Raw genomic sequence first — 21,433 nt, 5'->3', positions numbered from 1 at the left:
CGGTGGAGGCCGTCCACGGGCTGCACCCCCGAACTGGCCACGGTCGTCGCCGTCATGGGCCAGGCCCCCGACACCGGCCGGCAGATTCCCCTGTACGGGGCTCTCGGCCGGTCGAGGATGACCGGCGGCAGCTTTCGCCCAGTCCACCTGCGACGCCCCCGAGGGCAGCCCGGTGGGGAAGTTCGACCTGAAGGAGATGGAGGCGCCCGACGATCCGGGCAGGCGTACCCGCCTGGTCGTGGTGACACCACCGCCCGGCAGGGCGCGCCCCCGGACGACCTGTCAGCACCCCGCCCGGCGAGCCCGACCAGGTCGTTCCTTCCACGCGGGGGAGGGCGTGCGAGGCGGCCAGGTCGTAGCGCGGCTCGACCGGCTGCCGGAGGTGTTCACCTGTCGGACACCAGGCCCGATGCAATCTACATCAATGCGTGACGTCTTTTCACAGAACCTTGTGGACAATGCAACTGGCCTACGCATACCCTTCAGGAGATGAATTCAGAGAGGCCTGAGCAAATCAGGGAGCCAAAGGTGAAGGATCAGTCTTCGCATCGTGCGGACATACTGAGCGAAGCCGAAATCATGAGAAATTTCGATCATGAGTTCACCTCCTGGCTGGACCAGGCGGGATTGGACTTCGCGGAAAATCTGGACAGCGAGGCGACCCTCGATCCGGAAACCCTCCGGGAGATACTCGCGGAAATCTCGCCCCAGAGCGAAGGACCCACCGGAGGATACGACTCCGGGAATATTTCCTGCAGCGAGCCTCCGAATCTCGACCCGAGTGCCCCGTGGAGCAGCCTGCTGTCCCTCTACGTCGAGTCGCTGAATCGGTCGGCGGTACAGGGCCTCTCGAACGACTACGTCTTTACGTCCTACGGATTCGACGAGGGGCACGCGGGCGGCTGCGGCTGACGTTCCACCGCGTTCCCGGCAGGAGCCCGGGCGCGTGCCGACCGGTCGGCAGGCGCCCGGGCTCCTGTCGACCGTCGCGGCTGGTTCCCCCAGACGGCCGTGCACCGTTCTCCGCCCGGTGGCCATCCCGTCGGTGTGCCGCCGGCGTTCCCGTGGTCCGCGCACCCGCTCGCCGACTGCCGCCGCAACGGCTCCGTTTCGCGGAACGGCCTCTCGTCGAGGGCAGCAGGTCCAGCAGCTCCGAGGCGGTCGGCCCGCCCACGGAGTGCCGCGCCCCGGAGGACCCCGCAACGCTTCTTCCCGCATCGCCTCGAGGCCGACCGCCGGGCTGTCACCGCAGCGCCGTTCGCCGGCATGATGCAGCCCCGCGGTACGGGGCAGCCCTTTCGGGCGGCCACGAAGTCACAGATCGCGCCGAGCGCCTGCCGTGCCGGCCGATAGCGCCAGGAGCGGTCTCAACCGCTTGCCGCCCGCGGCCATGAGATGGCCGGCGAGCTCGCTGACGCACGGGTCCGTCGCACCGACGCACTCGCGGAGCGCCTCCTCCACCTGGTCGATGCGGTGGAGCAGCCTGGACTCGAGGTCCGGCTCACCCCGGGCGGCGACGGGAACGAGCCCGCGGCCGGGCGTGTGTCCTCGCACGGACGCGCTGAGCATGGACATCTGCCCTCCTGGGGTCGCTTCCGACAGGGAATGTTCCGCGGCCGATGCTACGAGCCGCACGATCCGCACTCCCCCGCATGAACCCGCGAATTGACCGCAAGATGACAACGAACCGAAAGACAGGAGGATTCACAGCGGCGCACATGAACCTTTCCTTTCCGCCGTGGCCTCTACCGGACACATCTGCATGTCATCGTTTTCGGATTGCATTCACCGGGGAAGGCCGACCCGCGCTCGCCGAGCGGGTGACCGCCGTCCCGACCGGCCGGTCGTCGGGCCCCGGACCGCGACGACATCCGAACCTGTTCGCGAACTCCGCCTTTCCTGCCCGGAAAGAAAGGTCGCAGCATGGGATTGTGATGATCCCTGGGAAGGACCGGCACTCCTTTTCCTCCTCCTGAAGGAGGAAAAGGAACTGGTCCCCCCGGCCGTTGTACGGCCGGTGAGCAAAGGAGAGTCTGGGTTCATGACCACAACGATCGACGACGTCGCCGACCCCGCGGCACGCGCTGCCGTCCCGCCCCCTCCACGATGGGCCCGGTGGGCCGCTCACGCGGTGCCGTTGTGCGCCCTGCCCTCCAGCCTGTGGCGCATCGCCATGGCCGTCGGCATACCCGTCGGGTTCACCGCGGAAGCACTGCGCCGGGACTACGACGTCCCCGGCTGGGGGACGCTCAACCTGATCGGGCTCAGCCTGCTCGTCGAGTGCCTCGCCCTGCTCACCCTGGGCCTCGTGAGCCCTTGGGGCGAACGGCTGCCGCGCGCCGTCCCCCTCGTGGGAGGGAGGAGGATCCCGCCCGTGTTCCCCGTCGTCGTGGCCTCACTCGGAGCCCTGGCCATGACCCTGGTGTCGTTCAGTCAGCTGCTGATATGGAACCAGGTCGACCACGGGAACCTCTCCGGCACGGGCCTCACGGTGATGGGCACCGTCTACGCGCCGCTGCTCGCCTGGGGGCCCCTGCTCATGGCCGTCACGGTCTCCTACCATCTGCGGCACCGCAGATCCCGCTGACCCACCCCTTCCGTCCGCTTCCAGCCGCCGCGCCCACCGCCGACGCCTCCCTCTTCGCGTCGGGCCCGGAGCGCGGCGGCTTCCTGCGTCGTGCCCGGGACGGACCACGCGCCGCCGAACGTCGATCAGGACCGGTGCCGACCGGCACCGGTCCTGATCATTTCGGCACGGACCGCGATCCCCGGTGCCGGTCGGTACGGCTCAGCGGCTGGAGGCGGAACGGTACGTCTTTCCGGCCAGCGGGATCACGACCGCCAGCAGGACCGCCAGGATCACCAGGGCGCTCTGGATCGGGTACTGGGCGGTGAGCGCTTCACCGGTGGTGCCCAGCTCGTTTCCGAACAGCTGACGGCAGGCCGAGACCACGGCGGTCACCGGGTTCCATTCGGCGATGCTCCGCAGCCAGCCCGGCAGCCCGTCCGTCGGCACGAACGCGTTGGACAGGAACGCCAGCGGCATCATGATGACGCTGGACATGGCGCTGACTGTTTCCGCGTTCCGCAGTGCCAGGCCGAGCAGGGCGCCCACCCAGGACATCGCGAAGCCCATCAGCAGCAGAAGGCCGAAGCCGGCCAGCGTCTGCAGGATGCCGTTGTGCGCCCGCCATCCGATGAGGTATCCCACGCCGGCCATCACGGCGCAGGTCCAGGCGGCCAGCACGGCGTCGGAGAGCGTACGGCCGAGGAGCACGGAGCTGCGGGCGATGGGCAGCGAGCGGAAACGGTCCATCAGCCCGTTGTTCAGGTCGCCGACGACGCCGACCGCCGTGGAAAGGATGTTGCTGAGCATCACCTGCACGAAGATGCCCGCCATGATGTATTCCTGATAGCCGCCCTCACCCGGCACCTGCATGGCACTGCCGAAGAGGTACCCGAACACCACGACGAATGCCACCGGCATGATGGTCAGGCCGAGCAACTGCTCCGGCATCCGCCGGATGTGCTTCAGCTGCCGGCCCATCAGTGCGAACGAGTCGCCGACCGCCTGGATCATGCCGCTTGCTCCTTCTTCTCCGCGGGGTTCTCCGCGGTGGCGGGGTTGGTCTGCCCGGTCACGGCAAGGAAGACATCGTCGAGGGAGGAGCGGCGCACCGCGAAGTCCTCCGGTTCGACACCGGCCGCCTCGAGCTCGGAGGCAACCGCGGCGATGGCCTTGACACCACCGGCCAGCGGTACCGAGACCCGCCGTTCCGTCTCGTCGACCGAGGGTTCGTCCAGAGACACCGCGGCCAGCGCCCGGGTCGCCGCCGCGAGGTCGGCGGGGGAGGCCACGGTGACCTCCAGCCGGTCCCCGCCGACCCTCCGCTTCAGCTCGTCCGGGGTGCCGTCGGCGATGACCCGGCCGGTGTCGATGACCACGATCTGGTCGGCCAGCTGGTCCGCCTCCTCCAGGTACTGCGTGGTCAGCAGCACCGTCACCCCGTTGTCCACCTGCTCACGGATCATCCGCCACAGCACCAGACGGCTGGTCAGGTCGAGACCAGTGGTCGGCTCGTCGAGGAACAGCACCTTCGGACGGGTGACCAGACTCGCCGCCAGGTCGAGGCGGCGCCGCATTCCTCCGGAGTAGGTCTTGGCCGGGCGGTCGGCGGCCTCGGTGAGGTCGAACTGCTCCAGCAGTTCGACGGCACGGGCCTTGGCGTTGCGCCGGCCCTGGTGCAGCAGCACGCCGATCAGATGGAGGTTCTCCCGTCCGGTGAGCCGCTCGTCGACCGCCGCGTACTGGCCGGTCAGGCCGATGTTCTTGCGGACCTCGTGGGCCTGCCGGGCCAGGTCGAAGCCGGCGACCGTGGCACGTCCGGCGTCGGGCTCCAGCAGCGTGGCGAGGATGCGGACGGTGGTGGTCTTGCCAGCGCCGTTGGGGCCCAGCACCCCGAGGACCGTCCCGGCCGGTACGGAAAGGTCGACGCCCTTCAGCGCCTCATGCTTTCCATAGCGTTTGCACAGACCTTCCGCGAGTATCGCTGTTGTCATAACTGCGCTTTCCTTTAGTGGAGTTCGAGGAGCTTTTCATGGACGACCCTGCCGATTTCGGCCGCGGGTCCCGGCTGCAGCAGATGCGCATGGTGGGCCGCGATCGGGTGGGTGGAGATCTCACCCCTCACGTGCGGTCGCCATGAGGCGGCCGAACCGGAAATCTTGCGCTCCGGGTCCTCCGTGCCCACGGTCGACACGAACAGCAGTAGGTCGCCGTGGAAGGGAGCGGGCCTGAATCCGGCACCAAGCCGGTGGTTGTTGATCCCGACCTTCGTGAAGGCCGTGATGTGGTTCTCTTCGAGGGTCGCGAGCGCGCTGTCGTGCTCCCGGATGATCCGCATGACCTCCGCGTGGTCGAGGGGACCGTCATCCAGCTGAGAGATGTCATAACCCACGAAGTCCAGCAGCGTGGCGAGGACGTCCCGCTCCTCGGGAATGACGGGTTCCTCGTCCTGGTCCTCGTCGTGGGGCGGCTGGTCGAGATTGATCAGGAGGCCGACCTCCTCCCCCGCCGCCTGCAGCTCCGTGGCGATCGCGTGGGCCACCAGTCCGCCGAAGGACCATCCGACGAGGTGGTACGGACCGTGCGGCCGGACCGTACGCATCTCCCGGATGCAGTCGGCCGCCACCTCCTCGATGGTCGTCGGGATCCCCTCCGTCCCGTCGAGGCCACGCGCCTGCAGACCGTAGATGGGGTGATCCCCGCGGATGTGCTTCGTGAACTCGGCGTAGGGCCAGCTGAGCCCGCCGGCGCCGTGCACGCAGAACAACGGTGGGCGGTCCCCGCCCGTGCGCAGCGGCAGCAGCACCTCGAAGCCGTCCCCGCCTGCACCGGTGCCCAGCCCCTCCATCAGCCGGGCCACGGTCGGCGCCTCGAAGATGCCTCGGTTACCGACCTTCACCCCCAGGACCGAGCGGATACGACTCACCAGCCGGATCGAGGAGATGCTGTCCCCTCCCAGCTCGAAGAAGTTGTCGTCGATCCCGACCCGCTCGACTCCGAGGACCTCGGCGAACAGGCCGCACAGGATTTCCTCCTGCGGAGTCCGCGGTCCCCGTCCGACGGCCGTGGCGGAGAAGTCGGGGGCGGGCAGCGCCCGCCGGTCCAACTTGCCATTGGCGGTCACCGGGAGGGCGTCCAGGGCCACGAAGGCCGCCGGCACCATGTACTCCGGCAGCGCCGCGGCCACGTGGGCGCGCAGCTCCGCCGCCTCCGGCGTCCGGCCGTCGGCCGACACCGTGTAGGCGACCAGCCGCCGGTCGCCGGGCCGGTCCTCGCGGACGACGGCCACGGCCTGCGCCACCCGCTCGTGGGAGCGCAGCACCGACTCGATCTCGCCCAGCTCGATGCGGAAACCGCGCAGCTTGACCTGGTCGTCGGCCCGGCCCAGGTACTCCAGCTCACCGTCGGCGGTCCAGCGGGCCAGGTCGCCGGTGCGGTACATCCGCTCCCCCGGCGCGCCGAACGGGCACGCCACGAACCGCTCGGCGGTCAGGGCCGGGCGGCCCAGATAGCCGCGGGCCAGGCCCACGCCCGCGACATACAGCTCACCGGCCACGCCGGGCGGCACGGGGCCCAGTCCGGCGTCGAGGACGTACACCCGGGTGTTGGTGATCGGCCGGCCGATCGTCGGGGTGCCGCCACCGGGGGCCAGGGGCGCGCTCATGGTCGCGCAGACGGTGGTCTCGCTCGGGCCGTAGGCGTTGACCATGCGGCGACCCGCCGCCCAGAGGTCGGCGGTCTCAGCGGAACAGGCCTCGCCGGCCACGGTCAGCGAGCGCACCGGCGTCAACTGCTCCGGCTCCATCGCCGTCAGGGCCACGGGCGGGATGGTCGCGTGCGTCACCTCCTGCCACTCGACCAGCTCGGCCAGCGGCGCACCCGGGGCCAGCCGGTCCGCCGGGGCCAGGACCACGGCGGCGCCGGAGAACCAGGCCACGTACAGCTCCGAGACCGCGGCGTCGAAGCTCGGCGAGGCGAACTGCAGCACCCGGCTGGAGGAGTCCACGGCGAACCGCTCTCCTTGCGCCGAGGCGAGGTTGCCCACTCCGACATGGGTGACCACCACGCCCTTGGGGCGGCCGGTGGAGCCGGAGGTGTAGATCACGTAGGCCGGGTGGTGCACGGACAGCGGGGCGAGCCGGTCGGCGTCACGCGGCGCGATGGCCGACTGCCGCTCCAGTTCCGCCACGGTGGCGGCGTCGTCCAGCACCACGGTCGCGGTGCCGGCCGTCAGTACGCCCGCAGCGCCGCTGGTGGTGGTGACCACCAGCGCGGGGGCGGCGTCGGTGAGCATGTAGGCGATCCGGTCGGCCGGATAGGCCGGATCGACCGGCAGGAACGCCGCGCCCGCCTTGGCCGCGGCGAGCTGCGCCACCGCGTTCTCCACCGAGCGGGACAGCGCCACGGCCACCAGCCGCTCCGGGCCGGCGCCGCGGGCGATCAGCAGCCGGGCCAGCCGGTTGGCCCGTGCGTCCAGCTCCGCGTAGGTGAGCACGGTGTCCTCGTGGACCACCGCGGTGGCGTCCGGGGTGCGGGCCACCTGCGCCTCGAACAGTTCCGGCACCGTGCCGGTCGGCACCCGGCGGGCGGTGTCGTTCCACTGCTCCAGCACCCGGTGCCGCTCCTCGTCGGAGAGCACCTCCACCGCGCCGACCCGGGCATCGGGCCGGGCCGCGACCTTCTCCAACAGGCGCACCAGCCGGGCCGCCAGCGCCTCCACGGTCTCCCGGTCGAACAGATCGGTGGCGTACTCGACGTTGCCGGCGATGCCGCCGGCCGAACCGTCCTCACCGAACCACTCACCCAGCTGGAAGGCGAGGTCGAACTTGGCGCTGCTCAGGCCGATGTTCTGCGGTCCGGCCTGCACGCCTGCCAGGTCGAGAGTGGCCTCGCCGTTGTTCTGGAAGGCGAGCAGCACCTGGAAGAGGGGGTGGCGGGCCAGGGAGCGGGCCGGGTTGAGGACCTCGACCAGCCGCTCGAACGGCACGTCCTGGTTGGCGTAGGCCGCCAGGTCCGCCTCCCGCACCCGCTCCACCAGCTCACGGAAGGTCGGGTCACCGGACAGGTCGGTGCGCAGCACCAGGGTGTTGACGAAGAACCCGACCAGCTCGTCCAGCGCCTCGTCCGTACGCCCCGCGATCACGGTGCCGACCGGGATGTCCTCACCCGCGCCGAGCCGGTGCAGCAGCGCCGCCAGTCCGGCCTGCACCACCATGAACAGGCTGCTCCGGCTCTCCTGCGCCAGCGACAGCAGTCGCTGGTGCACCTCGGCGGAGAGGCTGAACGGGACGTTGTCGCCGCGGTGGCTCGCCTTCGCGGGGCGGGGCCGGTCGGCGGGCAGCGCCAGCTCCTCCGGCAGACCGGCCAGGGTCTGCTTCCAGTAGTCCACCTGGCGGGCCAGCTCGCTGTCCGGGTCCTCCTCGTCGCCGAGGACCTCCCGCTGCCACAGCGTGTAGTCCGCGTACTGCACCGGCAGCGGCGCCCACACCGGCGCCTGACCCGCACAGCGGGCCGCATAGGCCGCCGACAGGTCCCGCCCCAGCGGGGCCATCGACCAGCCGTCACCCGCGATGTGGTGCAGGACGACCAGCAGCACGTGCTCGGCTTCCCCGAGCACGAACAGCCGGGCCCGCAGCGGGATCTCGGTCGCCAGGTCGAAGCCCTCCCCGGCGGCCTCCGCCAGCACCGCGTCCAGCTCCCCGGCGGTGGTCTCGGTGACACGCAGTTCGGGCCGGGCGGCCTCGGCGTCCAGCACCAGCTGCCGGGGCCGGCCGTCGACCTCGGGGAAGACGGTGCGCAGCGACTCGTGCCGGGCCACCACATCGCCCAGCGCCGCGGCCAGCGCCGCCACGTCCAGCCCGCCGGTCAGCCGCACCGCCATCGGCAGGTTGTAGGTGCCGCTGGGGCCCTCGATCCGGCCGAGGAACCACTGCCGCCGCTGGGCCGGCGACAGCGGGATCTCCGCCGGCCGCTCCCGCACCGTCAGCGCCTTCCGGGCGCCGGCGGCGTCACCGAGCCGCTCGGCCAGCGCGGCGACGGTGGGTGCCTCGAACAGCGCCCGCACCGGCAGTTCGGCGCCGAGTGCGGTGCGGATGCGGCTGACCAGCCGGGTGGCGAGCAGCGAGTGCCCGCCCAGGTCGAAGAAGCTGTCGTCGATGCCGACCTTCTCCAGGCCCAGCACCTCGGCGAACAGCCCGCACAGCTTCTTCTCCTGCGCGGTGCGCGGCTCCCGGCCCGTGGTGAGGGCCTCGGCATCGGGGACGGGCAGGGCCTTGCGGTCCAGCTTGCCGTTGGGATTCAGCGGCAGGGCGTCGAGGGCGACGAAGGCGGCCGGGACCATGTACTCGGGCAGCTGTCCGGCCAGGTGGGTACGGAGTTCGGCGGCTTCGGGAACGGTGTGTCCGGGGGCGGCCACCGCATAGGCGACCAGCTGCCGGATGCCGGGCCGGTCCTCACGGACGATCACGGCCACCTGCCCCATCGCCGGATGGGCGGCCAGGGCCGCCTCGATCTCGCCCAGCTCGATGCGGAAGCCACGGAGTTTGACCTGGTCGTCGACCCGGCCCAGGTAGTCGATGAGGCCATCGCGGGTCCAGCGCGCCAGGTCGCCGGTGCGGTACATCCGCTCCCCCGGCCCGCCGAACGGATCCGCCACGAACCGCTCCGCGGTCAGGCCGGGGCGGTTCAGGTAGCCGCGGGCCAGCTGGACGCCGGCCAGGTACAGCTCGCCCGGAACCCCCGGCGGCACCGGCCGCAGCGCGGCGTCGAGCACATAGGCACGGCCGTTGGCGAGCGGTCGGCCCACCACCGGACGGTCCGACTCGTCGAATCGGGCGCCCAGGGCGTCCACCGTGAACTCGGTCGGGCCGTAGAGGTTGTAGGTGGTGAGGCCGGGGACCTGCCGCAACTCCTCCCACAGGGCCTCGCCGGTGGCCTCGCCGCCCAGTCCGACCAACCGTGGGGCCGGCTTCCCGTCACGGAGCAGTCCGTGCTCCATGAGCTGCTGGAAGTGCGAGGGGGTTATGTCGAGCATGTCGATCCCGGCACGTTGCACGTACTCGACGTAGGCCGCGGCGTCGTGCCGGGTGTCGTCGTCGATGAGGTGCAGTTCGTGACCGCCGACCGCCCATATCAGCGGGTCCAGCGAGGCATCGAAGGACAGCGCCGCCTGCAGGGCCACCCGGTAGCGGCGGCCGGCCGCCTCGAGTTCGGGCGCATGCAGCCGCTCGAGGTGGGCGCGGAAGAGGTTGACGATGCTGCGGTGTTCGATGATCACGCCCTTGGGGCGTCCGGTGGAGCCAGAGGTGTAGATCACGTAGGCCGGGTGGGACGGGGTGAGCGGGGCGAGCCGGTCGGCGTCGGTGAGGTCGGCTCCTGACAGCCGCTCCGGCAGGTCGCGCACCTGCGCCAGGTCCCGCAGTACCACCGCGGGGGCGGAGTCGGTGAGCATATGGGCGATCCGGTCGGCCGGGTAGTCCGGGTCGACCGGCACGTAGGCGGCTCCCGCCTTCATGATGGCCAGCAGGGCGACGATGCTCTCCACCGAGCGCGGCAGCGAGATGGCCACCAGTTGCTCGGGGCCGACGCCCTGACCGACCAGGTGGTGGGCCAGCCGGTTGGCCCATGCGTTCAACTCGGCGAAGGACAGCCAGGTGTCGTGGAAGACCAGCGCGGTGGCGTCCGGAGTGCGGGCCGCCTGCGCCTCGAACAGCTCCGGCAGCGTGGCCGGTGCGGTGGCGAGAGCGGTGTCGTTCCACTCGACGAGTATCCGCTCGCGCTCCGCCGCGTCCAGGATCTCGGCCGATCCGACCGGGCGGTCGGGGTCGGCGGTGACTGCCTCGAGCAGCCGCGCCAGCCGGGCAGCCAATTCCTCCGCCGTCTCCCGGTCGAAGAGGTCGGTGGCGTACTCGACGCCTCCGTCAATACCGGCCGGGCTGCCGTCCGCGGCGTGCCGTTCCTCCAGGGCGACCGACAGGTCGAAGTTGGAGGCGTCCAGGGCGACGGGCCGGGCGGCGGTCCGCACGCCGGGCAGCTCCAGGGCGGCCTCGGCGTTGTTCTGGAAGGACAGCATCACCTGGAACAGGGGGTGGCGGGCCAGGGAGCGGGCCGGGTTGAGGACCTCGACCAGCCGCTCGAACGGCACGTCCTGGTGGGCGTAGGCCGCCAGGTCCGCCTCCCGCACCCGCTCCACCAGCTCGCGGAAGGTCGGGTCACCGGAGACGTCGGTGCGCAGCACCAGGGTGTTGACGAAGAACCCGACCAGCTCGTCCAGCGCCTCGTCGGTCCGCCCCGCGATCGGCGAACCGATCGGGATGTCCTCGCCCGCGCCGAGCCGGTGCAGCAGCGCCGCCAGTCCGGCCTGCATCACCATGAACAGGCTGGTGCCGGTCTCGCGGGCCAGGGCGGCCAGCGAACGGTGCAGGCCGGCGCCGATCCGGAACGGGACGCTGTCGCCGCGGTGGCTCATCTCCGCCGGGCGGGGCCGGTCGGCGGGCAGCGCCAGCTCCTCGGGCAGGCCGGCCAGCGTGTCCCGCCAGTAGCCCACCTGGCGGGCCAGCTCGCTGTCCGCGTCCTCCTCGTCGCCGAGGACCTCGCGCTGCCACAGGGTGTAGTCCGCGTACTGCACCGGCAGCGGCGCCCACACCGGCGCCTGACCCGCACAGCGGGCCGCATACGCGGCCGACAGATCCCGGGCCAGCGGGGCCATCGACCAGCCGTCACCCGCGATGTGGTGCACCACCACCAGCAGCACGTGCTCGTCCGGGCCCAGGGCGAACAGCTGGGCCCGCAGCGGGATCCCGGTCGCCAGGTCGAAGCCCTCCCCGGCCGCCTCCGCCAGCACCGCGTCCAACTCCCCGGCGGTGGTCTCCACGACACGCAGTTCGGGCCGGGCGGCCTCCGCGTCCAGCACCAGCTGCCGGGGCCGGCCGTCGACATCGGGGAAGACGGTACGCAGGCTCTCGTGCCGGGCCACCACGTCGCCCAGCGCCGCGGCCAGCGCCGCCACGTCCAGCCCGCCGCTCAGCCGCACCGCCATCGGCAGGTTGTACGTCGCGCTGGTCCCCTCGAAACGGCCGAGGAACCACAGCCGCCGCTGGGCCGGCGACAGCGGGATCTCCGCCGGCCGCTCCATGGGACGCAGCGCCTGACGGGCACCGGCGGCATCGCCGAGCCGCTCGGCCAGCGCGGCCGGCGTCGGCGCCTCGAACAGCGCCCGCACCGGCAGTTCGACCTCGAGGACGGTGCGGATGCGGGAGACCAGCCGGGTGGCCAGCAGCGAGTGCCCGCCCAGGTCGAAGAAGCCGTCGTCGATGCCGACCTTCTCCAGGCCCAGCACCTCGGCGAACAGCCCGCACAGCTCCTTCTCCAGCGCCGTGCGCGGCTCCCGGCCCGTGGCCAGGGTGCCGAAGTCCGGGGCGGGCAGGGCCCTGCGGTCCAGCTTGCCGTTGGGGTTCAGCGGCAGCGCGTCGAGGGCGACGAACGCGGCCGGGACCATGTAGTCGGGAAGTACTCCGTTGAGGTGGGCGCGCAGGGCGTCGGCACCGGGAGCCTCCTGGCCGGCAGCCGGCACGACGTAGGCGACGAGCTGCCTGGAGCCGGGCCGGTCCTCGCGGGCCACCACAGCAACCTGCCCGACCGCCTGGTGCACGGCCAGTGCCGTCTCGATCTCGCCCAGCTCGATCCGGAAACCACGCACCTTCACCTGGTGGTCGGACCGGCCCAGGTACTCCAGCTCGCCCTCGGACGTCCAGCGCACGACGTCGCCGGTGCGGTACATCCGCTCGCCCGGTGTGCCGAACGGGTTGGCGACGAACCGCTCCGCGGTCAGGGCCGGACGGCCCAGATAGCCGCGGGCCAGCTGAACGCCCGCCAGGTACAGCTCGCCGGCCACCCCCGGCGGAACCGGGCGCAGCGCGGCGTCCAGCACGTACACCTGGGTGTTGGCGATGGGCCGGCCGATCGTGGGGCGGTCCGGCCAGTCGGCCGCGCGCTCGGGCAGCGTGCCCGCCGTGACCACATGGGTCTCGGTGGGGCCGTAGTGGTTGTGCAGTCGGCGCTCCGTGCCGTCTTCCGCGTGGAACCCGCGGATCTGCCCACTGGGCACCAGTGCTTCGCCGGCCTGCGCCATGTGGCGGAGAGCGGGCAGGGCGAGTCCCTGCTCGTTGGCCTCCTCGCACAGCGCGTCGATCACCAGGTTCGGTGCGTACAGCTCGTTGATCTCGTACTGGTCGAGCCAGCGGACGAAGGCGGCCGGGTCCCGCCGGAGATCGTTGTCGGGGATGACCAGGGTCCGGCCGGAGAGCAGGGTGGAGAGGATCTCCTGGGCGGAGACGTCGAAGCTGATGGCGGTGAACTGGGCGGTCCTGACACCCGGTCCGCCGGGGAGGGCCTCGTCGTGCCAGGCGAAGAGGTTCACCAGGGCAGCACCGGGCATGACCACGCCCTTGGGGCGGCCGGTGGAACCGGAGGTGTAGATCACGTAAGCGGGGTGCCGCACGGACAGCGGCGCGGTGCGGTCGGCGTCCGTCGGGTCGGTTTCCGGCCGGTCCCGCAGGAGTTCCGCGGCCTCCGGGGTGTCGAGGACGAGCCGGGGCACCGCATCGCCGTCCGTCTCCGGCAGGACGGCCGCGGTCTCCCGGTCCGTCAGGACGACGGCGGGCCGGGCGTCGGTGAGCATGTGGACGATCCGGTCGGCCGGGTAGTCCGGGTCCACCGGAAGGTAGGCGGCTCCGGTCTTGAGCACCGCCCACAGGGCGACGATCATCTCCGGCGAGCGGGGAAGGGCCAGGGCGACGATCTGCTCCGGCCCCACGCCGCGCCCGATCAGCGCGTGGGCGAGCCGGTTGGCGCGGGTGTTCAGCTCCGCGTAGCCCAGGGACGTGTCCCGGTGCACGACGGCGGCGGCCTCCGGGGTGCGGGCCACCTGCGCCGCGAACAGCTCCGGCAGCGGGACCTGCCGCACCGTCCGGGCGGTGTCGTTCCACTCCTCCAGGACGCGCTGCTCGTCCCGGGGGGCAAGGAGGGACAGCCGGCCGACGGGCCGCTGTCCGTGGCCCGGAACCCTCTCGAGCAGCCGCAGCAGGGCGGTGCCCAGGTCGTCGATCCGGTGCCGGTCGAAGAGGTCGGGGCGGTAGCTGATCTCGAGGCCGAGCGCGGCACCGACGTGGGTCAGGAGGCTGAGCGGGTAGTGGGTGCCCTCCTCGGTCCGGCCGTCGACGATGCCCAGACCGCCCGCGGACTTCTGCAGCCCCTCCGCGTCGACGGGGTAGTTCTCGAAGACCAGGAGGGTGTCGAAGAGTTCACCGCCGACGGAGGTGAACCGCTGAAGGTCGGTGAGGCCCAGGTACTGGTGGTCCATCAGCCCGGCCTGCTGGTCCTGCAACCGGTCCACCAGCGCGTCCACGGTCTCCGCGGCGTCGAGCCGCACACGGACCGGCAGGGTGTTGATGAACAGGCCGACCATCGACTCGATGCCCGGGATCTCCGGCGGCCGGCCGGAGACGGTCGCGCCGAACACCACATCACCGCGGCCGGTGAAGCAGCCGAGCACCATCGCCCAGGCCGCCTGCACCACGGTGTTGACGGTGATGCCCCGGTCGCGTGCCCACCGGACCAGTGCCGCGGTCGACTCCTCGGACAGTGCCATCCGCACCCGCTCCGGCGCCACCGGCTCCCGCAGCGGGTCGGGGGCGGCGAGCAGCGTGGGCTCCTCGACGCCGCCGAGGACCTCCCGCCAGGCGGTCTCGGCCGCCGCCCGGTCCTGTCTGGTCAGCCAGCCCAGGTAGTCGCGGTAGGGGGTCACGCGCGGCAGTGCCGACTCGTCCCCGCCGCTCCTGTGCAGTCCGTACAGCCCGAACAGCTCGCCGACGAGCAGGGTCTTCGACCAACCGTCGAGGAGGATGTGGTGGTTGGTGAAGAAGAAGCGGTAGCGGCCGGGCCCCATGGTGACGAGCGTGAAGCGCATCAGGGGCGGCTGCGCCAGGTCGAAGCGGCGTTCCCGGTCCTCGGCCGTCACCCGGGCGAGTTCGGCCTCCCGCTCGGCCTCGCCGGGCAGACCGGACAGGTCCACGTCGGTCCAGGGCAGCTCCACCTCGCTCAGGACGAGCTGCACCGGGTCGCCGTTCTTGCGGTAGCGGAAGCAGGCCCGCAGGTTGGCGTGGCGGCGCAGCACCGCGGCGGCCGCGGCGCGCAGCGCCCCGGCATCCAGCGCGCCCTCGATCTCGAAGACGAACTGCATGGTGTAGACGTCCGGGCCCTGCTCGTCGTACTGCGCGTGGAACAGCAGTCCCTGCTGCAGCGGCGAGAGGGGGAGCGCGTCCTCGATCCGTGACTTCTTCATTTCACTCTCTCCGCTCAGAACCCGAACTCGTCTTCGAACTCGTCGATCTCGTCCTGCGACAGATCGACCATCAGGGACAGACCCGACGAGGTGGAAACCCCCGCGTCCGGCCGCTCGGCGTGTGCCACGACGGCCTTCAGCGCCCGGAACCAGCCCTCGGCCAGCTCCCGCACCTCCGCCTCGCCGAACAGGGCGCCCGGCCAGGACCAGCCGGCCACCAGCCGCGGCCCGTCCGCGTGGTCCCGGGTCAGCGCGTTCAGTTCCAACGCGTGGCGGAACGGCATGTCAGCGTCGCTGCCGCCGGAGCCTCCGCCCGCGGCCGGGTCACCGGCGCCGCCGTCGTTCTCCTCCGCCCCGACCACGAACCGGCCGAGATAGTTGAACCCGATCTGCGGAACAGGCAGGCCGGCCAGCACCTGCCCGGTCCGCGGGTTCAGGTACCGCAACAGGCCGTAGCCGACCCCGTTGTCCGGCAGGGCCTCCAGCTGTCCCTTGACCGCCTCCAGCGCCCGGCCCACCGCCGGGCCGCCGGCCCAGATCTCTTCCCACTCCCCGGCGCCGACGCCGGGGTCGAGCCGGACCGGGAAGAGGCTGGTGAACCAGCCGACCGTCCGGGAGACGTCCGCGTCGGGCATGACCTCGCCCAGGATCTCCTCCCGTCCGTGGCCCTCGAGGTCGATCAGCGCCCCGGAGCCGGCTCCCCGGTCCCTGCGCCGCCGCCAGTCCGCCACGGCCAGCGCGAACGCGGTGAGCAGCACGTCGTTGACCCCGGCGTGGAACACCGTCGGCACCCGGGTGAGCAGCGGCCCCGTCCACTCGGCGGGCAGGGTCAGTTCGAGCCGTCGGCCGGTGGCCGCGGCATCCCGTGCCGGGTCCAGCCGCCGCGTGCCCAGCGGTGGCTCCTCGGCCCCCTGCAGCATCCCGGTCCACACGGGCAGTTCCGCCGTCCGGGCTGGGGAGAGTGCCTCCGCCGACAGGCCCTTGGCCCACTGGCGGAAGGAGGTCCACACCGGCTCCAGCTCCGGCTTCCGGCCGGTGACGACCGCCTCGTGTGCGGCCATCAGGTCGGGCATCAGGATCCGCCAGGACACGCCGTCGACAACCAGGTGGTGGACGACCAGCAGCAGCCCTCCCATCCGGTCGGCGCCCGCGTCGAACCACACCGCCTGCACCATCACCCCGGCGTCCGGGGAGAGCCGTTCCTGGGCGGCCTGTGCCTGCCGGGCCGTCTCCGCCTGCAGTTCGTCGGCGTCCAGACCGGCCACGTCGAGGCGATGGATCACGTCCTCCGCCCGCACCGCGCCCTTCGGCTGTATCCGCAGCGTCCACTCGCCGGCGGTGCGGTCCAGCCGCATCCGCAGCGCGTCGTGGTGGTCGAGAACGGCCTGCAGCGTGGCGGCAAGCTGCTCCCGGGTGAGGTCACCGGGGACGGGCGAGGCGGCCGACTGGTTGAAGCCGTCCACCGGGCCGCCGGACTCGCGCAACCAGTGGATGATCGGCGTCAGTGGCACGACACCGACCGCCGGGTCGGCGTCCTCGGGATCCTCCGGGACCCGTGGTTCCCCCGGCCCCTCGGGCAGGGCGGCGGCCAGCGCCTCCACCGTCTTGTGACGGAACACCTCGCGCGGGGTCAGCACCAGGCCGGCCTGCCGGGCCCGGCTCACCAGCTGGATCGACAGGACGCTGTCGCCGCCCAGGGCGAAGAAGCTGTCCTCCGCACCGACCCGCTCCAGGCCCAGGACCTCCGCGAACAGCCGGCACAGCAGCTCCTCGCGCGGAGTGCGCGGCTCCCTCCCGGCGGCCAGGGTGCCGAAGTCGGGGGCCGGCAGGGCCTTGCGGTCCAGCTTGCCGTTGGTGTTCAGCGGCAGCGCGTCCAGGGTGACGAACGCCGACGGCACCATGTACTCCGGCAGCGTCCCGGTCACAAGGGCCCGCAGCTCCTCCGCCCCGGGCGCTTCCCGGCCGGGCTGCGGCACCACGTACGCCGCGAGCCGCTTGACCCCCGGCTGGTCCTCCCGGACCACCACGGCAACCTGCGCCACCTGCGGGTGCTCCGCCAGGACGGTCTCGATCTCGCCGAGCTCGATCCGGAAGCCGCGGACCTTCACCTGGAAGTCCGTACGGCCCAGGTACTCCAGCTCGGCCTCGTCCGTCCAGCGCACCACGTCGCCGGTGCGGTACATCCGGTCACCGGCCCCGCCGAAGGGGTTGGCCACGAACCGCTCCGCGGTCAGCTCCGGACGGCCCAGGTAGCCGCGGGCCAGACCGGTACCCGCGATGTACAGCTCGCCCGCCACCCCCGACGGCACCGGACGCAGCGCACCGTCGAGCACATACACCTGGGTGTTCAGGATGGGCCGACCGATCGACGGGGTGCCCGGCCCGCCGTCCAGGCCGGCCGTCGTTGACCAGATGGTGGTCTCCGTCGGCCCGTAGACGTTGACGACCTCCGCGGCGACGTCGGTCATCGCCGCGGCCAGGGAGACCGGGACGGCCTCGCCGCCGACCAGCATCCGCAGGCCCCGGACGGCCTCGGCGTCGTGTGCGACCAGCGCCTGCCACAGGGACGGCGTGGCCTGCAGCACGGTGCCGCCGTGCCGGGCGACGAGGGCGGCCATGGCCGCCGGGTCGTGCACGGCGTCCTTGTTCGCGAGGACCACGCCGGCGCCCGCCAGCAACGGCAGGTACAGCTCCAGGGCGGCGATGTCGAAGGACACCGTGGTGACCGCGACCAGCCGGTCGCCCGCCCCCATGGGGACCCGCAGGGCCATCGCCGCCATGAAGTTGTCCAGGGCGTTCCGGGGGATCACCACGCCCTTGGGACGGCCGGTGGACCCCGAGGTGTAGATGGCGTACGCCGGGTGCTCCCCGGACAGCGGGACGGTGCGGTCGGCGTCCGTCGGATTCCCGTCGGGCCGCCCGGCCAGGTCCGCCACGGTCTCCGGGACGTCGAGGAGCAGTGTCCGCGTCTCGTTCTCCGGGAGGGCCGCGGCGGTCTGTGCCGTGGTCAGCAGGAGGGAGGGCCGGGCGTCCCCGAGGATGTGGCCGAGTCGCTCGGCCGGGTGCTCCGGGTCCAGCGGGATGTAGGCCGCCCCGGACTTGAGCACCGCCAGCAGCGCCACGACCATGTCCACCGACCGGGGCAGGGCGACGGCCACGTACCGCTCGGGGCTCGCGCCGCGGGCGATGAGCAGATGCGCCAGCCGGTTGGCCCTGGCGTTCAGCTCCGCGTAGGTCACGACCGTGTCCTCGTACAGGACGGCGGCGGCGCCCGGAGTCCAGGCCACCCGCGTCTCAAGGAGGTCCAGCAGCGGAATCGGCTGCACCGGATGGGCGGTGTCGTTCCACTCCTTCAGCACCCGCTGCTCGTCCCGCGGTGCCAGGAGCGATATCCGGCCGACCGGCTGTCCGGCGTTGGGCCCGGCCTCCCGGAGCAGGCGGAGCAGACAGTCGCCCAGGGATTCGATCCGCTCCCGGTCGAACAGGTCGGGCCGGTAGCCGAAGTCCAGGCTGAGGGAGCTGCCGAGGCCGACGGTGAGGCTGAGCGCGTAGTGGGTGCCCTCGTGGTTCTGTCCGTCGACGATGCCCAGCCCGCCCGCCGACCGCTGCAGGTTGGCGGCATCGACGGGGTAGTTCTCGAAGATGACGACGGTGTCGAACAGTTCACCGCTGACAGGGGTGAGCTTCTGGATGTCGGCCAGGCCCAGGTACTGGTGGTCCATCAGCCGGGCCTGCTGGTCCTGGAGCCGGGCCAGCAGGCCCTCCAGGGTCTCCGCGGCGTCGAGCCGCACGCGGACCGGCAGGGTGTTGATGAACAGGCCGACCATCGACTCGATGCCCGGGATCTCCGGCGGCCGGCCGGAGACGGTCGCGCCGAAGACCACGTCGTCCCGGCCGGTGAGCTGCCCGACGACCATCGCCCAGGCAGCCTGCACCACGGTGTTGACGGTCACGCCCCGGCCGCGGGCCCACTCCGCCAGCGCCGCGGTCAGCTCCTCCGGCAGCTCCAGCCGCACCCGCTCCGGCGCCACCGGCTCCCGCAGCGGATCCGGCACGGCCAGCAGGGTCGGCTCCTCCACTCCGGCCAGCGCCTCCCGCCACGTGGCTTCCGCCGCGGCCCGGTCCTGCCGGGACAGCCAGGCCAGGTGGTCCCGGTACGGGGTGACCCGCGGGAGTACCGACTCGTTCCCGCCGTTGCCGTACAGCCGGAACAGCTCGTCCAGCACCAGCGGCATGGACCAGCCGTCGAGCAGGATGTGGTGGTTGGTGATGACGAATCGGTAGCGGTCCGGGCCCATGGTGATGAGCGTGAAGCGCATCAGGGGCGGGCGGGCCAGGTCGAAGCGGCGGGCACGGTCCTCGGCCAGCCAGCGGGCGAGTTCGGCCTCCCGCTCGGCCTCGCCGGGCAGGCCGGACAGGTCGACGTCGGCCCAGGGCAGCTCCACCGCGCGGGGAATCACCTGCACCGGCTGGTCCAGGTCCGCGTGCACGAAGCAGGCCCGCAGGTTGGCGTGGCGGCGCAGCACGGCGTCCGCCGCGGCGCGCAGCGCCCCGGCGTCCAGCGCGCCCTCGATCTCGAAGGCGAACTGGACGGTGTAGACGTCGGCCGCCTGCTCGTCGTACACCGCGTGGAACAGCAGACCCTGCTGCAGCGGCGACAACGGCAGGACGTCGGCGAGCCCGGGCCGTTCGGACTCCAGCCGGTCGATCTGCTCCTGCGTGATGTTGACCAGGGGGAGGTCGGAGGGCGTGTAACCGCCCGCCTCCGGTTTCTCCGCGTGCGCGGTCAGGGCGCGCAGGGCGCGGAACCAGCCCTCGGCCAGCTCCCGCACCTCCGCCTCGCCGAACAGGGCGCCCGGCCAGGACCAGCCGGCCACCAGCCGGGGCCCGTCCGCGTGGTCCTGCGTCACCGCGTTCAGCTCCAGGGCGTGCGCGACCCGGCCGGCCGGGTCGTGGCCGTCGCCGAGGTCGACGTCGGCGCACACCGACCAGTCGGCGGCGGTGGCGTCGTCACCGGCGGTGGTGTCGAACCGGCCCAGATAGTTGAACCCCAGCTGCGGGACCGGCAGCCCGGCCAGCTCCGGACCGGTCCGCGGGTTCAGGTGCCGCAGCAGCCCGTACCCGACCCCGTTGTCCGGCAGCGCCCGCAACTGCTCCTTGACCGTCTTCATCGCCCGGCCCGCGGCCGGACCCCCGGCCCACACCTCATCCCACTCCCCCTCGGCCACCCCGGGATCGAGCCGCACCGGGAACAGACTGGTGAACCAGCCCACCGTCCGGGACGTGTCCACCCCCTCGGCGATCTCCTCCCGACCGTGCCCCTCCAGATCCAGCAGCACCCCACCGGCGGCCCCCTGCCCCCGACGACGCCGCCAGTCCGCCACCGCCAGCGCGAACCCGGTCAGCAGCACATCGTTCACCCCGGCGTGGAACACCGCCGGCACCCGGGTCAGCAACGGCTCGGTCTCCTCCGGGGACAGGCTCAACGACACCCGCTCCACCGCCCCGGCCACATCCCGCACCGGATCCAGACCACCCGCGGACAACCGCGGATCCGGCCCCTCCAGCATCCCGGTCCACACCGCCAGCTCGGCCTCCCGCTCCGGCCCGCCGGCCGACTCGGCCAGCAGCGCGGCCCACCGCCGCAGCGAGGTGCCCACCGGCTCCAGCACCGGCTCCCGCCCCGCCGCCACCGCCGCGTGCGCCGCCGCCAGATCCGGCAGCAGCACCCGCCACGAGATCCCGTCCACCACCAAGTGATGCACCACCAGCAACAGACGACCCGCCACGGCAGGCCCGGCATCGAACCACACCGCCTGCACCATCACCCCGGCCTCCGGGGAGAGCCGGCCCTGCGCCGCCCGGGAAAGCCCGGCCACCACAGCCCGCAGCCCCGCCGCACCCAGCCCGGCGACATCCACCCGCTCCAGCAGGTCCTCGGCCCGCACCACGCCCTTCGGCTGTATCCGCGGCGACCACTCGCCGTCCCCACGGCCCAGCCGCATCCGCAACGCATCATGGTGATCCAGCACCACCTGCAGCGCCGCCACCAGGTCCGCCCGCGCACACCCGGCCGGAGCACGCACCAACATCGACTGGTTGAACCCGTCGACCGGACCACCCAGCTCCCGCAACCAGTGCATGATCGGCGTCACCGCCACCGGCCCCGGCCCGTCCAGCGGATCCGGCCCGGCCGCCCCGCCCACCACGGCCACCTCGGCCACCTCGGCCAGCGCCGCGGCCGTCTTGTGCTGGAACACCTGCCGCGGCGTCAGCACCAGCCCCGCCTTACGCGCCCGGCTCACCAACTGGATCGAGACGATACTGTCCCCACCCAACTCGAAGAAGCCGTCCTCGACGCCGACCCGCTCCAGCCCCAGCACCTCCGCGAACAGCCCGCACAACAGCTCCTCACGCTCGGTGCGCGGCTCCCGCCCCGTGACCAGAGAACCGAAGTCGGGGGCCGGCAGCGCCCTGCGGTCCAGCTTGCCGTTGGCGGTCAGCGGCAGCGCCTCCAGCACCACGAA

The 21,433-nt window shown here is 72.3% G+C and carries 7 protein-coding genes; 2 read left to right on the top strand and 5 right to left on the bottom strand.

Annotation, left to right across the window (positions count from 1 at the left end; all coding sequences use genetic code 11):
* Positions 1-528: 528 nt before the first annotated feature.
* Positions 529-912, top strand: a complete 384-nt coding sequence (locus JL475_RS23580; RefSeq protein WP_202279851.1) for a DUF6269 family protein — start codon at positions 529-531, stop codon at positions 910-912.
* Positions 913-1,314: 402 nt separating this feature from the next.
* On the opposite strand, the gene JL475_RS23575 is transcribed toward JL475_RS23580, so the two are convergent.
* Complete coding sequence (locus tag JL475_RS23575; RefSeq protein WP_202279849.1) at positions 1,315-1,575, bottom strand: hypothetical protein; 261 nt, start codon at positions 1,573-1,575, stop codon at positions 1,315-1,317.
* A 466-nt stretch (positions 1,576-2,041) separates the two neighbouring features.
* Between JL475_RS23575 and JL475_RS23570 the strand changes: the two genes are divergently transcribed.
* The gene (locus JL475_RS23570; protein ID WP_202279847.1) at positions 2,042-2,587 is read left to right on the top strand and encodes a hypothetical protein; all 546 of its coding nucleotides are present in this window, start codon (positions 2,042-2,044) and stop codon (positions 2,585-2,587) included.
* 201 nt (positions 2,588-2,788) lie between these two features.
* On the opposite strand, the gene JL475_RS23565 is transcribed toward JL475_RS23570, so the two are convergent.
* The 4 genes from JL475_RS23565 to JL475_RS23550 all read right to left on the bottom strand — a co-directional run.
* Positions 2,789-3,580 (bottom strand): ABC transporter permease, encoded by a 792-nt coding sequence (locus tag JL475_RS23565; RefSeq protein ID WP_202279845.1) that lies wholly within the window; start codon positions 3,578-3,580, stop codon positions 2,789-2,791.
* Positions 3,577-4,560: an ATP-binding cassette domain-containing protein gene (locus tag JL475_RS23560; RefSeq protein WP_202279843.1), complete on the bottom strand. Its 984-nt coding sequence runs from the start codon at positions 4,558-4,560 to the stop codon at positions 3,577-3,579. Before JL475_RS23560 ends, JL475_RS23565 begins: the two co-directional genes overlap by 4 nt.
* A 14-nt stretch (positions 4,561-4,574) precedes the next feature.
* A complete protein-coding gene (locus JL475_RS23555; protein ID WP_202279841.1) occupies positions 4,575-14,906 on the bottom strand; it encodes a non-ribosomal peptide synthetase in 10,332 nt (3,443 codons plus the stop codon).
* Between the two features lie 14 nt (positions 14,907-14,920).
* The coding region (locus tag JL475_RS23550; protein WP_202279839.1) for a non-ribosomal peptide synthetase at positions 14,921-21,433 on the bottom strand (6,513 nt) is incomplete at its 5' end.

The organism is Streptomyces sp. M2CJ-2, assembly GCF_016757295.1.
Lineage (GTDB): Bacteria > Actinomycetota > Actinomycetes > Streptomycetales > Streptomycetaceae > Streptomyces.
Note: the sequence above shows the minus strand (reverse complement) of the source record. Positions and strands in the feature narration are given on the sequence as shown.

Bases quoted from the DNA above. Each gene is read 5' to 3' on its own strand.
- JL475_RS23565 (WP_202279845.1), bottom strand. From the start codon at position 3,580: ATGATCCAGGCGGTCGGCGACTCGTTCGCACTGATGGGCCGGCAGCTG.
- JL475_RS23575 (WP_202279849.1), bottom strand. From the start codon at position 1,575: ATGTCCATGCTCAGCGCGTCCGTGCGAGGACACACGCCCGGCCGCGGG.
- JL475_RS23570 (WP_202279847.1), top strand. From the start codon at position 2,042: ATGACCACAACGATCGACGACGTCGCCGACCCCGCGGCACGCGCTGCC.
- JL475_RS23555 (WP_202279841.1), bottom strand. From the start codon at position 14,906: ATGAAGAAGTCACGGATCGAGGACGCGCTCCCCCTCTCGCCGCTGCAG.
- JL475_RS23560 (WP_202279843.1), bottom strand. From the start codon at position 4,560: ATGACAACAGCGATACTCGCGGAAGGTCTGTGCAAACGCTATGGAAAG.